11 protein-coding genes and 1 pseudogene are annotated in these 14,699 nt (G+C 66.8%); 5 read left to right on the top strand and 7 right to left on the bottom strand.

All coding sequences use genetic code 11. The features are described from left to right. The first annotated feature begins 51 nt into the window (after positions 1–51). Both ACLMAL_RS25860 and ACLMAL_RS25855 read left to right on the top strand, forming a co-directional pair. Positions 52–684, top strand: a complete 633-nt coding sequence (locus ACLMAL_RS25860) for a response regulator transcription factor (protein ID WP_328412515.1) — start codon at positions 52–54, stop codon at positions 682–684. 288 nt (positions 685–972) lie between these two features. Beyond that, positions 973–1,647: a DUF1707 domain-containing protein gene (locus ACLMAL_RS25855; protein WP_412001502.1), complete on the top strand. Its 675-nt coding sequence runs from the start codon at positions 973–975 to the stop codon at positions 1,645–1,647. A gap of 303 nt (positions 1,648–1,950) precedes the next feature. Here ACLMAL_RS25855 and ACLMAL_RS25850 read toward each other — a convergent pair. Continuing rightward, positions 1,951–2,613: pseudogene (locus ACLMAL_RS25850) on the bottom strand (alkene reductase); the annotation flags it as partial. A gap of 152 nt (positions 2,614–2,765) precedes the next feature. Between ACLMAL_RS25850 and ACLMAL_RS25845 the strand changes: the two are divergent. Next, on the top strand, positions 2,766–3,152 hold the full coding sequence (locus ACLMAL_RS25845; RefSeq protein WP_406234495.1) for a MerR family transcriptional regulator: 387 nt from the start codon (positions 2,766–2,768) through the stop codon (positions 3,150–3,152). A 50-nt stretch (positions 3,153–3,202) separates the two neighbouring features. Here ACLMAL_RS25845 and ACLMAL_RS25840 read toward each other — a convergent pair whose 3' ends face one another. Next, positions 3,203–4,393 carry a helix-turn-helix domain-containing protein gene (locus tag ACLMAL_RS25840; protein ID WP_412001438.1) on the bottom strand — a complete coding sequence of 397 codons (1,191 nt, stop codon included), beginning with the start codon at positions 4,391–4,393 and terminating at the stop codon, positions 3,203–3,205. Between the two features lie 346 nt (positions 4,394–4,739). Here ACLMAL_RS25840 and ACLMAL_RS25835 point away from each other — a divergent pair, with 346 nt between their 5' ends. Continuing rightward, positions 4,740–5,198, top strand: coding sequence for a hypothetical protein (locus tag ACLMAL_RS25835; protein WP_328407283.1), 459 nt, complete (start codon positions 4,740–4,742; stop codon positions 5,196–5,198). A 1,300-nt stretch (positions 5,199–6,498) separates the two neighbouring features. Further along, complete coding sequence (locus tag ACLMAL_RS25830) at positions 6,499–8,118, top strand: DUF2339 domain-containing protein (protein WP_412001437.1); 1,620 nt, start codon at positions 6,499–6,501, stop codon at positions 8,116–8,118. Between the two features lie 49 nt (positions 8,119–8,167). On the opposite strand, the gene ACLMAL_RS25825 is transcribed toward ACLMAL_RS25830, so the two are convergent. The 5 genes from ACLMAL_RS25825 to ACLMAL_RS25805 all read right to left on the bottom strand — a co-directional run bounded on the left by ACLMAL_RS25825 (position 8,168) and on the right by ACLMAL_RS25805 (position 14,605). Next, positions 8,168–8,482 carry a putative quinol monooxygenase gene (locus ACLMAL_RS25825; protein ID WP_412001436.1) on the bottom strand — a complete coding sequence of 105 codons (315 nt, stop codon included), beginning with the start codon at positions 8,480–8,482 and terminating at the stop codon, positions 8,168–8,170. A 23-nt stretch (positions 8,483–8,505) separates the two neighbouring features. Further along, entirely contained in the window at positions 8,506–11,502 is a 2,997-nt protein-coding gene (locus ACLMAL_RS25820; RefSeq protein ID WP_412001435.1) for an MMPL family transporter, read from the bottom strand. Then, complete coding sequence (locus tag ACLMAL_RS25815; protein ID WP_328412511.1) at positions 11,502–12,182, bottom strand: NYN domain-containing protein; 681 nt, start codon at positions 12,180–12,182, stop codon at positions 11,502–11,504. The genes ACLMAL_RS25820 and ACLMAL_RS25815 overlap by 1 nt, the downstream gene beginning before the upstream one ends. 112 nt (positions 12,183–12,294) lie before the next feature. Further along, on the bottom strand, positions 12,295–13,104 hold the full coding sequence (trmB, locus tag ACLMAL_RS25810) for a tRNA (guanosine(46)-N7)-methyltransferase TrmB (protein WP_412001434.1): 810 nt from the start codon (positions 13,102–13,104) through the stop codon (positions 12,295–12,297). Between the two features lie 154 nt (positions 13,105–13,258). Then, entirely contained in the window at positions 13,259–14,605 is a 1,347-nt protein-coding gene (locus tag ACLMAL_RS25805; RefSeq protein WP_412001433.1) for a lipase family protein, read from the bottom strand. Positions 14,606–14,699 lie beyond the last annotated feature (94 nt).

Raw genomic sequence — 14,699 nt, 5'->3', positions numbered from 1 at the left:
CACAGGAGGTATGGCGTGACCGATAAGCAAGCGGCCGAGCCTGTTTCGGTGATGGTCGTCGACGACCACCCGATGTGGCGCGACGGCGTGTCCCGAGATCTCGCCGAGGCCGGATTCGAGGTGGCCGCCACCGCCGACGGAGTCGGATCCGCCACCCGGCGGGCGGCGGCGGTGCGCCCGACCGTGGTGCTGATGGATATGCAATTGCCCGACGGGAACGGCGCCGAGGCCACCGCCGAGGTGCTGCGGGTATCACCGCAGAGCCGGGTGCTTGTGCTTTCCGCATCCGCCGAACGCGACGATGTCCTGGATGCGATCAAAGCGGGCGCCTCGGGTTATCTGGTGAAGAGCGCTTCGGTCGCCGAGCTGATCGACGCGGTCCGCGCGACCGCTGCCGGGCAGCCCGTGTTCACACCCGGGCTCGCCGGCCTGGTCCTCGGCGAATACCGCCGCATGGCCACAACTCCCGCACAGCCCGACGAACTACACCGGCCCGCGCTCACCGAACGGGAGACCGAGGTGCTGCGCATGGTGGCAAAGGGCCTGTCCGCCAAACAAATTGCCGCCCGCCTCAACCTCAGCCACCGCACGGTGGAGAACCATGTCCAGGCGACCCTCCGCAAACTCCAACTCGCCAACCGTGTAGAACTCACCCGCTACGCGATCGAACAAGGCCTCGAATAGCACCTAGCCGCGCCAGAGCGGGAACGACTGCGGCCTGGCTCGAGCGGTACCTGGCTGCGTCATTACGCGCATTGGCCCGCCACCGAACGAGCTGGGCGCGTGCGTGGCCTACGACTCCGTAGCCGTTGCGTGGTGTGGATCGTGAGCGGGTGCGGAGCTGGGCTGGTGTGACTGAAGTCGTGCTGAGAATCCGGGATCGCCCTGATGTGTGGGGGGTGGGGGATCGGTAACCTCGGATTCATGGGCGGACCCGAATCGGTAGCCGACGGTGTCGGCCGCGGCGATGTGGTGGGCAACAGGGAGTTGCGCGTCTCCGATGCCGAGCGCGAGCATGTCGGCCAGTTGTTGCAACGCGCGGTCGGGCTCGGGATGCTGTCGCTCGGCGAGTTCACCGAGCGGATGGACACCGCGCTGGCTGCCAAGACTCGTGGCGAACTCAATGTCGTGCTCATCGATCTGCCCGGTGTTCGGCTGGTCGGGCATCCTGCCGCGGCGCCGTCGACCTTCGGTAGCGCTGCGCCGTTGATGAATTCCGCGTCGCCGTTCACCAAGCGCGGACCAGTGACCCCGGTGCCGGGCCCCTCACCTGCGACGCCGGGCCATGTGATCCGCAGCCGCTTGTCCGGCGTCCATCGCCGTGGGCCTTGGCACGTGGCGCCGTCGCTGCAGACCAACACATGGCTCTCCGGCGTCACGCTGGATTTCACCGAGGCGATCATGTCCACGCAGGTAGTCGAGCTGCATGTCGACGATTACTGCAGCTCGCTGACCCTGATCGTCCCGGCCGAGGCCACCGTCGATCTCAATGCCCTCGACCTCATCGGCTCCAGCGTCAACAACAAGGTCCGCACCGGTCCGCCGTTCGGTCCACTGCACCTGGTCGTGCTCGGCCGGGTCCGCTTCGGCTCCGTCACCGCGAAGCACCCGCTGAGCGCGCATTGGCGCAAGCTCATGGAGCGCTGAGGTCCTCAGGCGCCGGTTCGTTCGAGCAGTGCGCTGCGCTGCTCGGGAGCGGCCAGCGTCGGGTAGTCGGTGTAGCCCTCCGCGCCGCCGACGTACATGAGGTGGGCATCGCGGACGGGGTTCAGTGCCGCACCGGTGCGGAGTCGTTCGACCAGGGAGCGGGACGCCCCAGCCGAGGTTCGGATTGGCGATCACCGTGCTCGGCCAGGCCTTCCGGAGCTGGTGGAAAAGGGGCTGGTCGGGATCGGCCCAGACAATGTGTAGATAGGCCAGACCCTTGTCGGCGAGCGCATCGAGAAGGGCGGGATAAATGGCTTCGGTATCGCCCTCGTCGATATCGTTGACGGTGTTTCCCGGCGAGATGCGCAAGCCGACCCGTTCGGGTCCGATCGCGGCGGCGACCGCTTCGACCACCTCGACGGTGAACCGGATGCGGTTGGCGAGCGCGCCGCCGTAGCCATCGGTGCGGTGGTTGGTGTTCTCGGCCAGGAATTGGTGCAGCAGATAGCCATTGGCGCTGTGCACTTCCACTCCCGCAAAACCTGCCTCGATGGCGTTGCGCGCCGCGGTAGCGAAATCAGCTATGGTGGAGTGGATTTCGTCGATGGTCAGCGCGTGTGGGATAACCGCGTCCTGCTGTCCGGTCGGGGTGTGGATAGTTTCGCCGAGTGGGATGGGCGACGGTGCGACCGGGGTCAGACCGCTGTTGTCGGGATGGCCGACCCGGCCGCCGTGCTGGAGTTGCAGGAACATCCGGCCGCCCGCGGTGTGGACGGCGTCGGTGACTCGCCGCCAGCCCTCGATATGTGCGGCGGTGTGGATGGCGGGAATGTTGGTGTAAGTCTGGCCGACCTGGTTCGGCGTGGCGGCCTCGGCGATGATCAGCCCGGCGCCGGCGCGCTGGGCATAGTAGGTGGTCATCAGGGTGGATGGGGTGCCGTCGGCCTCGGCGCGGTTTCGGGTCATCGGCGCCATCACCAGGCGGTGCGGTAGTTGCAGGGCGCCCACTTCGGCGGGGTCGAAGAGGTTCGGAACTGCTGCTGTGTTCTTCATGCGAGTACGGTAAAACCTGACATCTATGTGAAGTTCAAGTCCTACGGCGAAATGCGAGGTAGCGGATGCGAATTGGCGAGTTGGCGCAGCACACCGGAGTCAGCGAACGATCGTTGCGCTACTACGAGGAGCAGGGATTGCTGGTGGCCGAGCGCACGCCTGGCGGGCATCGGGACTATCCCGAATGGGCGGTGGACCGGGTTATCCACATCCAAGAGCTCTACGCGGCGGGCTTGTCCAGCAAGAAGATCGCCCAGCTGCTGCCGTGCATGCGCGACGTGGACGGCGGTGCCAACGAGTTCGCGACGCCGGAATTGGTCGACGAACTTGCCGCCGAGCGGGACCGGATCACTCGGACCATCACCGATCTGATGCGTTCACGCGAGGTGCTCGACGAGGTCCTCGAGCGAGCCTCGGAGCGGTTCCGGGTCCCCGATTCGGTGTCCGACTAGAAACACGTGTGGTGGCGCATCGCCGCCGCCTGATCAGTGCCGTTCGGCGCTCAGGTATTGACCCCGATGCGACGAGCGAAGGCGCGCAACGGGACTCGACGATCATGATCGAGGAGTTCGGAGACGATGTGCCGGGGCAGGGACTGGTATTTGATCCAGTCCGCGCCGCCGACCCGCTCCGCGTTGAGCAGCGCGTCGAGGGCGCGTTCGGTCTGCCCGGTACGGGTCAAGGCGACCGCGGTGTCGGTGAGATGGCGGGCGCGGGAGGCTTGCGGGAGCCCGCAGTTGGCCGGCATGTCCTTCGCGGCGGCGAGAGCCTCCGGATAGCGCTCCGAGGATACGTTGACATCGACGGTCTGCATGACGACCTGGGAAGGGCCGAAATAGGTTTCGTAGTCGTGGCGATCACCGCCGATGCGCAACGCGACCTCGCCCGCCGCTTCGATCAGTGTGCGTGCCTCGGGCACACTCTGTGCTCGTCCCGCCGCGGTCGCGCCCTGCAATACCAGGGAACCGTAGGCCGACAGGTGCGCCGGGGTTTCCGCACCCTCGGGCTCGAGGTTCGCGGCCGCACGCAGCGCGACCCGGCGCGATTCGTCGTACCTGCCCTGTACCAGTAGCTGCCAGGCCACCGAGCCGCGAATAGTCGCGAGCAGCAACGGGTCGTTGCCCTGCTCGGCCGCCACGAGTGCTTGCCGGATCGCCAGGAAGGCCGGGTCGGTCTGGCCCAGGTGCACCAGCGTGCAGCCGGTGACCCAGTACATCCTGGCGAGCAGTTCGTTCGCGGGCGCGACCATGCCGTTGCGCGCCGCGTGCACGGTCGCGCGGAGCTGGACCAGGCCCGAGGGCAGAATCGAGCTGAGCAGCTCGTAGCGGCCCGCCCAGTACGCGCCCCATGCGTAATCGACTGCGCGACTGCCCTCGTTGTGGGTGACCGCGTGCTCCTCGGGGATCTCGCCGAGCAGATCGTCGACGGGGGTGAGTGCCCTGCGGATCGCGACGATGCCCGCGTCGGGATTTCCGGAGGGAATGCCATGGCGTTTTCCGACCAGGTCGGAGATATCGACGTCCAGCGCGCGCGCCAACTTTTGCAGGCTGGCAATCGAGGCGGTCTGGCGTCCGCCCTGTTCGAGCTTGCGCACCAAATCCACGCTCACACCGGCCTGATCGGCGAGTTGACGCTGGGTGAGCGCCTTACCGCGGAACAGCCGGATCCGCACGCCGATCGACGAATCATCCATGAACCCGAGTCCTTTGTTACGTCCACGTTTCAGGGTACGACGCTAAAGGATTGCGCTCATCGAAAGTGGGACATTGCGTACGACTCGTTCACCCGTAGTTGGAATACCGTTGCCTTTCTGCAACTTTCACAGCAAAGGGCGGCGGCAATGACAATCATGCCGAACACGGCCGTGCGGGATCGAAGCGCCGATCGCGCACTGGAGCAGGGGATATCTTTCATCGGAACCGCACGCCACACCCAGCGTGTGCACGACCAGCACGGCCCGCTACGCCGAGGACCGCGCGCGGTGTCACTACCCCGCGCAGTCTCCCCAGGATGCACTGGATTCGGCGAGGAGTAGAGCCATGTTCGAACGCTGTCATTCACCCCACGAGGTCGCGCACCTACTGCGACATCGCTACGGACTACCGGTCCAGTTGCTGGCAGGCCGCCCCATGATCACCACCGGCTCCATCCTCGGCGCCCTGGTGATGCCCCCTGAACTGGGCCGCAAGGTGCTGGCCACGCTCGACCGGACCTACACCACCCCGGTGGTGGCCGATCCCGGCGAGCGCACCTGGACCTTCCTGGTCACCCAGCCCAGCCCGGCCAACCCGGTGGATATCTCCATCCGTCGCTGCCTGGCAGGCCATCACGTCACCGTCATCCCCGGCGGCCGTCACGTCCTACTGCCCAGCACCGACTCCCAACTCGGCTGGCACTGGGCGGGCGAACCGGCCCCCGGCGTGCTCCGCATGCCACCCCGCTCGGCGGTGATCAACGCCGTTCACCAGGTGACCACCGTGCGAGCACCGGCCGCCTGAAGCCATCCGATCACGAGGCTCCCACCCGAGATTCGGGTGGGAGCTGAGTGGAATCCACCGCTGGAGCCGTCAACGTACGCGGCTCCAGCCCAGCCGGTCGTCGTAGTGGCGCAGGTGACTCATCACGAGGACGGACCGACCTAGGCGGATACCGTCATCAGCATTGGGGCCGGCAATGAGGTCGGCCGGTCCTCGGTCACCCACCCGTATTCGATCGCAGACAGGAAACCGTCGGTTGCCCATAGGGTGACTTCTCCGATGTACGAACCCCGCTCGTTTCGGACCTCACCACGCGCGGTAGTTCTCCGCCGATGAGACCTGCTTGCTCCGAACCGGGCGCTACCTCCAGATCGACGCTCGGTGCGTCTGCGCCCCATGTCGCGACAACCTGCGTGAATGGAATCTGCGTCCGGAACTGAGCAGCGCCCTCGAAATCAACAGCGAGCAGCTTTGCCACAACTGCAGCCTCGAGTTGCGACAAGGGTCGGGGTTCAACTGGTACAACGCTCATTTCGTTGTCCTATCTCGTCGAGTTGTGTGCTCAGGGATGAATGCTCTCGATCTGGTCCGAGTCGATCAGAAATCGGTGATCGAAACCGAGGTGAATCGACCGTTCGACTGGTGCGGGGAAGTCCGGGCGCTCATAGTGTCTCGGCAGTTCGGGTAGATATCGGGGCGTCAGCGGGGGTTTCTACTCATGCTCGAGTGGAGTGTGTGGACCGAGCATTGGGTTATGACTACATCTATCGATCCGGCGCTTATTTCGCGACTGTCGGGGGAGTTCGCTGCGCTCGGGACACAGATGGGTGTGCTCGGTCGGGACCTGGAGTTGCTGCGGACACAGGTGACCGCGGGTTCGGTTGCGGCATCCGGTGTTTCGGCACCGGTAAGTGCCGGGGTTGTGGATGAATCCGCGCGGGTGCCGCAGCCTGGAGCAGTGCCCATGGCTCCGCAGGCGCCCATGCCACCGCCACCTGCGCCGCAGACGATGCCGGCAGGTGGTGCCGGCGCGCCACCGACGGGTCAGGTGCCAGGTGGCGCGCCTGGGTATGTTCCGCGGTTTACCCCCGGGCCGGTGGCTGGGCAGCCGAATTGGGCTGGTGCGTCAGGGGGAATGCCGGTGGCGGGGCAGCCGAATTGGGCTGGGGGGTCTGCGGGAATGCCTCCGGCGGGCCGGCCCACTTGGCCTGCGGGGATGCTTGCGCCAGGCGTCCAGGCGACCGGAATTCCGAGCGGGCCGATGCCCCCGATGGGTGCGGTACCGCCTGGGATGCGTCCGCCGGTGCGGCGGGGACCTGCTGTGCCGCACACCCCGTGGTGGCAGCAGGAAGGGATGATCAGCCGGATGCTGGCGGTGGCCGGGGTGGGCGTGACGCTGATCGGTGTGGTGATGCTGCTGGTGCTCGCCGCGCAGGCGGGCCTGTTCGGGCCGGTGCCACGAGTTGTCGCCGGGGCGGTGTTCTCGGTGGCGCTGGTGGGCGCGGGGATGCGAGTGTTCGGGCGCGCCGGTGGTCGCGTGGGTGGAATTGCCTTGGCGGCCACCGGTATTGCCGGTGCTTATCTGGATGTTGTTGCGGTGAGCGCGATTTACGACTGGTTGTATCCGCCGCTCGGCCTCGCGGTGGCGCTCGCGGTCGCCGCGGGTGGTGTCGCGCTGGCGATGCACTGGAAGTCGCAACCGCTTGCGGTGCTTGTCGTCGCGGGTGCGGCGGTGTTGTCGCCGGTGGTGACGACCGAGGTGGTGTTGCCGGCCTTCCTGATCGTGTTGCAGCTGGCCTGCGTGCCGGTGCAGTTGGACCGGGACTGGCCGTTGCTGCATGTGGTGCGGACACTGCCCGCCGTGCTGGCGACCTTGCTGGCCATCGGCTCGGCCGCTTTCGACGCTGCGGCCCACGACCGGGTGTATCAGCTGCTCGCCGCAGCCGTGGCAGTCGCCGTTGTCGGACTCATCGGCAACATTCTGGTAGTTCGTCGGCGGCCGGGAGACCTCACCGCCACAATCACTTTCGGATTGGCGACGATACCGCTGCTGGCCGCGCCCGCGTTGTTCGCGCGGCACACGGGCGCCATCGTCGCTGCGGTCTTCGCCGTGGTGCTGTTGCTCGTCGCTGCAGTGTCGACCGTGTCGAAACTGCGTGAGCTGGTACGGATTCCGGGGCATGTCGGGCTGGTCGCCGCGGTCGCGGGTTCGTTCGCACTGTTGGAGGCGTGCATCGGCGTGACCGAAGTTCAGACGCTGCCGATAGCGCTGTTCCTGGTGACCTCGGGCTTCCTCGGCATGGCCGGGCAGCAGCGGTCGCGGGTGGCCGCGGGCATCGCGGCGGCGTTCGCGGTGGTCGGCGCGCTGGTCTACCTCGCCACCGTGAATTCGGAAACGCTTGCGGCACAGCGCTACGCGGAAGAGCAGCTTGGCATCTCGACGGCGCTGGCCGCCGTGCTCGCCCTTGCGGTGGTCGCGGCAGGCGTGTGGTGCGTCCGGAAGTTCGCGACTCGGACCGGTGATGAAACCACCGAATCGATCCTGTGGATACCCGCCAGTGTCGTTGCCCTCTACGCGGTGACGGCCGCAACGGTATCGGTCGGCGTCGCCACCGGCCTGCCCGACGGCTTCGTCGTCGGACACAGCGCCGCCACCATCCTGTGGATGGCAGCGGCAACCGGCGCCCTGCTGTTCGGTCTGCGCAACCTGGCCCGCTCGGCCTCGGTGGCCAAGTTGGCCCTCGGTTCCGGCCTCCTCGTCACCGCCGCCGCCCTGGCCAAACTCTTCCTCTTCGACCTCGCCACCCTCGACGGCCTGGTCCGAGTCGCCGCCTTCCTGGTCGTCGGCGTCCTGCTTCTGACAGTGGGCACTCGTTACGCCCGAGCCTTCGCCGAAGCCGGCGGGGCAACCCGAGATTCGGGCGACACCGCAGCCCACTGAACCACGGGCCGATCACGGCCGCACCTGGAGTGCGGCCGCGGGATGGCAGCTACTGCGTGGCGGGAATATTGCTTGCCGGGTCGTACATCTGCACGTCTCGCCGGGTGACCAGCGGCATCACCTCGGCCAGTCCGATCTCACGGAAATGGTCGGCGGCCCGGTGCGCGGCGAATGCCGCGGAGTCGACGTATTTTTCGATGCTCACATAGCGCTCGGGCTGTTCGACGGAGTGGAACACGTCGTAGGACAAGCAGCCGGGTTCGGTGCGGCAGGCTTGCGCGAACTCGCGCAAGGCGCGGCCGAGTTCCTCGGCATTCTCCGGACTCGACGAAACATCGGCGACGACAAGCACATGTGAACTCACGTGCCCACCCTAGTGCGGGGCGGCTACTCCTGGTCGCGGCGACGCAGAAGTTCGTTGACGCTGACGGTGCGGCCGTCTCCACCGTGATGGCGGCCTTCGTCGGGCTTGCCGGTGCGGCGCGAGGAGCGTAGTTCGGCCATCCAGTTTTCGATGGTGCTGCGTGTGGTCGGCGGCCCGTTGTCCGGTTCGTCATGTGGCGCCGCAGGATTTTCGGGTGCGGCGTGGTGGGTCGGGTGATCGATCGGAGTGTTTGCCGTCGGTACCGGTGCTGCGGGCGTCGGCGGAACCGGTGGCTGTGTGGCACGAGTCGACGGCATGGGCACCGGTGTGGTTGCTATCGATGGCGTCCGTGCCTGGGAGGACGGCATTGGCGCCTGCGCGACCGGAGGCGAAGGAACGGGCGCATGTGTGCTCGGCGTCGGTGTCTGTGCTGTGGGCACCGAGGGAGCGGGTGACTGCGTGGTCGGCAGCAAGGGAACAGGTGCTTGCGGTGGCGTGGCAGCCCCGGGCCGTGGTCCGGTCCGGTCCTGCGGCACCTGGACCGAGGGCATCGGCCGAGGCGCGGGCACCTCGGGCGATGCAGGCGCGGAGTGCGCGGCTCTCGGCCTGCTCGGGTCGTGTACCGGAGTGACCCGGGGTCCGGTGTGTTCGGGGTTGGTCGGCGCGGATCGCGGCGGCACATGCCCGAGACTGCGGAAATGCTGTGTCGGCGCCTCGGCTTCGATCTCCTCCACCGTGCGCGGGCGGCGCGGCGACTTCGGCAGGCGCGTGCCTTCCGCGAGCGCGGGCATCAGCATGGTGACCGGGTCGGTGATCGGCGTGGTCTTGACCAGGTCGACGACCTCGCCCCCGCCGGGGCGCTCGTCGTCGAGGATCGGCTCGCCGAGGCCGACCTTCTGCTGCACCTTCTTCATCCAGGCGGGGGCCCACCAGCAGTCGTCGCCGAGCAGTTTCATCGTCGCGGGCACCAGCAGCATGCGCAGGATGGTGGCGTCGATGAACAGCGCGGCGATCATGCCGTAGGCCAGGTACTGCATCATCACCAGATCGGAGAACGCGAACGCCCCGGTGACCACGAGCAGGATGAGCGCGGCGGCGGTGATGATGCGGCCGGTCTGCGCGGTGCCGATGCGCACGGCCTCGGTGGTCGATGCCCCCTGCGTTCGCGCTTCGACCATGCGCGACAACAGGAATACCTCGTAGTCGGTCGACAAGCCGTAGATGACGGCGATGATCAGCACCAGCACTGGCGACATGATCGGCTGCGGCGTGAAGTTCAGCAGGCCCGCACCGTGCCCGTCGACGAAAATCCACGTCAAAATGCCCAGCGTGGAACCCAATCCGAGCGCGCTCATCAACGCGGCCTTGATCGGAAGCACCAGCGAACCGAAGGTCAGGAACATCAGCAGCGTGGTGACGAAGAGGACGAGCGCGATCATCCACGGCATCCGGTCCAGCAGCGCGTCGATGCTGTCCTTCTGGATCGTCGGCTGCCCGCCGACGTACATCTGCACGTTGTCGGGTACTTCGAGCGAGCGCAGATAGTCGATGGTCGGATCCGCGTTCTCGGAGTCCGCCAGCGTCGCGGCGGTGCGATAGATATCGGGGTCGTTATTCGACCGTGTCGGTACCTCGAAGGTGCCCGTCAACCCCGGCGCCTGCTTGGCTTCGGCCCACACCTTGCCGACATCGGTGCTGTTGTCGGAGACGAACACCAGTTGGATCGGATCGGACTTGCGTAGCGGGAAGATCGAATCGAACTTCGCCTGCGCGAGTCGAGTGGTGTTGTCCGGCGGCAGATAACGCTCGTTGATGCCGCCGAAGGCGAGGTTCTTGACCGGAATGATCAACAGCAGCAGGCCGATGCAGATCGGGATCGCGATCTTGAGCGGATGTTGCATCACCCAGCGGGTGGACTTGCCCCAGAAGCCGTTCTCGATTTCCTCGGCGGTCTTGGTCTTGCGGAACCGCTTGAGTCCGAGGAAGTCGACCTTCGGCCCGAGAACGCCGAGCATCGCGGGCAGGATCGTGATGGCGGTCAGCGCCGCGAGCGCCACGGTGGCGATACAGCCGTAGGCGATCGACTTCAGGAAGCCCTGCGGGAACAGCAGCATGCCGCCGAGGCTGGCGATGATCATCGTCGCGGAGAACACGACGGTGCGACCCGCAGTCATCACCGAGCGCCGTACCGCGGCCTTGGTGTCGTAGCCCTCGGCGAGTTCCTCGCGGTATCTACTCACGATGAACAGGCCGTAGTCGATCGCCAGACCGAGGCCGATCATGGAAACAACGCTGGAGACGAAGGAGTTCACCTCGGTGAACCTCGTCAGGAACATCACGATGCCGTTGGCGCCGATCACCGTGAGACCGCCGACGATCAAGGGCAGCGCGGCCGCGACGACGCCGCCGAAGATGAAGAACAGCAAGATCGCGACGGCGGGGATGGCCAGCATCTCCATCCGCTTGGAGTCGCTCTTGATGGTGTCGTTGAGTGTGCCTGCCACCGCTTGCAGACCGGCGACCTGCACATCGATACCGGGGATGGCGAAGACGTCCTTCACATTCCGGAAGTTCCGGACCATATCGGTGTCGTTGTCGCCCTGGATGGCGATCGAGGCGAAGGTGTACTTCTTGTCCTTCGAGCCGAACGTCATCGGTGAGGCGGGGCCGGTCTCTGTCTGCCAGTAGGCACCGTTGATCTTGGTGATCTCGTTCGGGTGCTCGCGTGGCAGGCTGTTGAGACTGTCGACGATCTTCTGCCTGAACTCGGGATCGTCGATCGTCCGACCGTCCGGCGCGGTGTACAGCACGATCACGTCGCTGTTGTGATCGCGGCCGAACGCTTGGTCGGACAACCGCGCGGCCTGCGCGGATTGTGACGTGGGATCGTCCCACCCGCTGGAGCTGAGGTGGTCTTCGAGGCCGAGGCCGTATCCGCCCAATGCCAAGAGAGCGGCCGTCACCACGCCGATTACGGCGAAGCGCCACCGATAGACCAGATCGCCCCAGCGTGTAAACACTAAGCGACTCCTTGCGAGGGGCGAGAGGTGAGCAGTGCCGACAGCGGCCGGAACGGCTGCAGCCAAGCACCTTCATCGGGCAGCGAGTCGAGGCTGACCCGGGGCAGCGGTTCACGGAACACGCCCGGGATGTCCTCGAGGTCGATGAATTCGAGGGTATCGGATGTGACGGCCCAACTCGCATGCTCGCGGAAGCCGAGTACCTGAACAGGGACTCCGTGTGCGGCAAGCTCCTCGAGCGGCTCACGGAATGCCTGGCCGTCGGCGGAGGCGACCATGATGCCTGCCAGTCCGGCGCCGCGGCTGCGTAGTTCGATGTGCGCGAGCATGTCCGCGTCGACATCGGAGTCCTCATCGATCTTGGGCTTCGCGAACACGGCGTAGCCGACATTGCGCAGCGCTTCGACCCACGGGCGGACCACGTCCGCGGTGCCGCTGGCGATATTGGTGAAGACGGTCGCTTCCGGCTCGACCCGGTAGGTGCTGCCCACCGACAGCTCAGCCGTGCGCGCGAGCAGCCAGCGGCCGAGCGCATCGAAACGGGGGCGGTAGGCAGCGGTAGGGCGGCCACCGAGGATCGCGCCCAGACCCATGTCGAGGTTGGGGGCGTCCCACACCAGCAGGACTCGGCGCACATCGGAAGTCACACCGCCGAGCACCTCCGGTCCGGTGCCGTGCATCTCCCCGACAACATCCACGACCTCGGGGGCTATCTCACTGATGCTCATGACTCCGCCTCGCACAACTCCGTCATGACCGCCATGACGGCTGAGCTAATTGTTCGCTCGCTCATCATTCGATCTTCCCCCATATGAACTCGGTGATGGCACTTCCAGCGCGATGCGCTTTGCCTTCGAATTTGGTAACCGGCCGCTCGAAGCCGATCGGGGCGCTGTCCCGATGCTCGGCACTGACCCCACCCGTGGTCTCGTTCAGGCCGATGAGCTGGGATTCCGCGGCGCCGACCGTGGCGATGTGCTCAGCGTAGTCGGCGTGATCGGTGGCGACATGCAACACGCCGCCGGGGCGGAGCCTGCTCGCGATGAGGGCGAAGGTGGCGGGCTGCAGCAGCCGCCGCTTGTGATGGCGCGCCTTGGGCCACGGGTCGGGGAAGAAGACTCGGACGCCTGTCAGCGACTGCTCGGCAATCATATTTTCCAGCACATCGACGGCGTCGCCGCGCAGCAGCCGGATGTTCTCGATGTGCTCGCGCTCGATCCGCTGCACGAGTTGGGCGAGGCCCGGCTTGTAGACCTCGATGCCGATCAGGTTCAGGTGCGGTTCGGCCTGTGCCATCGCGGCGGTGGCGGTGCCTGTGCCACAACCGATCTCGATGACGAGGGGGGCTGCACGGCCGAACCAGGCGGTGTCGTCGAGGCGCTCGTCGGAGACCTCGCCGCCGATGCGCGGCCAGGTGCGAGCCCAGGATTGCTGCTGGGTCGGGGTCAGCGCGCCCCGGCGCGAGCGGAAGCTCGTGACGCGGGGGTACAGGCGGGAGGCGGTGCCCCGTCGGGGTTCGTTGTCAGCCGGTACCGATGGTGTGGACGGTGGTTCCGGAACTGACTCGGCAGTGTGGTTCGCGGCGTCGTTCACGGTATCCATTGTCCAGCATCGGGTGATCGGGGCGGCAATCGGCCGCTTGCGGTCGCTTGCGGGCCGGTCGAAACTGCGCCGCTAGCGGCTGGTTTGCAGGTCGTTCGAACCACACTGCCTGTCGGTCGCCCGACGCGACACTGTGGCGGCGGTGACCGGGTGGTCAGGCGGCGCGTTCGCGGGGGATTCGGGATGTGGGTTCTGCCTCCTGCATCAGCGGCCTGCCGAGCGCGACCTTGGCCGCGGTCACGGCCATTTCCAGCAGGCCGCGCAGTCCGGCGGGTGAGGCCGCGACCGACCAGACCGTCGAGTCGCCGGTGTCGCGCACCGGTTGACCTTCGAGTCGGTCGGCCAGCCAATTGAGGCTGATCGGGGTGGCGAGCGGCAGCAGCGAGAAGTGTTCGCTGAGACGATCGCGCACGTAGGTGACCGTGGCGCCACCGCGCCGATACCGATCGACCTGCGCATCGATGCCGTCCACGTGGATGATCTGGTCATGGACCGGTTGCACGACGAGCAACGGGCAGGCCGGGGTCGCGTAGCCGAGCTTCAGGTCGTCGAGCATGGCTTGCAGATCGGGGGCGGCGAGCACCTCGTCGAGCGGGCGGGTCAGGTAGGCGCCGACGTCCTTCTTGGTCAGGCCCGTGATGGCCGAGAACGGCGTCGCCCGTTCCGCGCGTGCGATGAGCCGGTGACCTTCGGGGGCGAGGTCGTTGTCGAACACCGTGCCGAGGGCGGGGTACAGCCTGCGCAGCACTGCGATGACGATGGCGGGCAGCCCGGCGTAGCGGCCGCCGTTGAGCCGGGCGAAGACCTGGCCTGGGTCGCCGACCGGTGCGCCGAGCACCGCACCGACGATATCGATCTCCGGCGCGTAGGTCGGCGCCATCTCGACCAGCCAGGAGCTGGCCATGCCGCCACCGGAATAACCCCATACCGCGACCCTGGTGTCGGGACGCAGGCCCAGCGGCCCGAAATTCAGTGCCGCGCGAATGCCGTCGAGCCCGCGGTAGCCGGGTTCGCGTGGGGCGCCGAAGTTCCCGTGCGGGCCTTCGTGATCGGCGATGGTCACCGCCCAGCCGCGCCGCAGCGCGTTCGCGACGAGCAGCCATTCGAGCTGGGTCACCGATCCGAGTGCGTGCGATCCGCGCCGCAGCGCGTAGGAGGGCGAACATCTCTCCGCGACCGCGTCCATGGCGGTCTGGAAAGCAAGCAGTGGCCGATCTTCGCTCGGGTCGGCGCCCAGCGGTAGCAGCACCGTCGTGATCGCCACCTCGGGTGTGCCGTGCATGTCACAGCTGCGGTAGAGCAGTTGCCACGCCGAAACCTGTTGCGAGACAACACCGAGCAGGGCCAGATCGACCCTGCGACTGCGCAGGACGGTGCCCGCCGCTTTGGCGGCGAAGCCCTTCGGCGGCCGGAGGAACGGATCGTTGCTCGGCAACAACGGCTTGCGGTCGAATCCGTGATTCGGGTCCGGGTCGACAACGCCGATGACGTCGACGGTCATCGCACCTCCTCATCGAGCAGCGCCGACGGCTCGTCTGCGCCGGCCGGCTTGCCGCGATCGAAAAGCATAGCTGCGCAGCGAGTATGGTGCCGAC

The organism is Nocardia sp. CWNU-33 (assembly GCF_046764895.1).
Taxonomy (GTDB): domain Bacteria; phylum Actinomycetota; class Actinomycetes; order Mycobacteriales; family Mycobacteriaceae; genus Nocardia.
This window is presented reverse-complemented; position numbering and strand designations above follow the sequence as displayed.

Excerpts from the sequence above, each read along its gene's own strand:
- ACLMAL_RS25835 (WP_328407283.1), top strand. The coding sequence starts at position 4,740 with ATGTTCGAACGCTGTCATTCACCCCACGAGGTCGCGCACCTACTGCGA.
- ACLMAL_RS25860 (WP_328412515.1), top strand. The coding sequence starts at position 52 with ATGGTCGTCGACGACCACCCGATGTGGCGCGACGGCGTGTCCCGAGAT.
- ACLMAL_RS25840 (WP_412001438.1), bottom strand. The coding sequence starts at position 4,393 with ATGGATGATTCGTCGATCGGCGTGCGGATCCGGCTGTTCCGCGGTAAG.
- ACLMAL_RS25805 (WP_412001433.1), bottom strand. The coding sequence starts at position 14,605 with ATGACCGTCGACGTCATCGGCGTTGTCGACCCGGACCCGAATCACGGA.
- ACLMAL_RS25815 (WP_328412511.1), bottom strand. The coding sequence starts at position 12,182 with ATGCACGGCACCGGACCGGAGGTGCTCGGCGGTGTGACTTCCGATGTG.
- trmB (WP_412001434.1), bottom strand. The coding sequence starts at position 13,104 with ATGGATACCGTGAACGACGCCGCGAACCACACTGCCGAGTCAGTTCCG.
- ACLMAL_RS25845 (WP_406234495.1), top strand. The coding sequence starts at position 2,766 with ATGCGAATTGGCGAGTTGGCGCAGCACACCGGAGTCAGCGAACGATCG.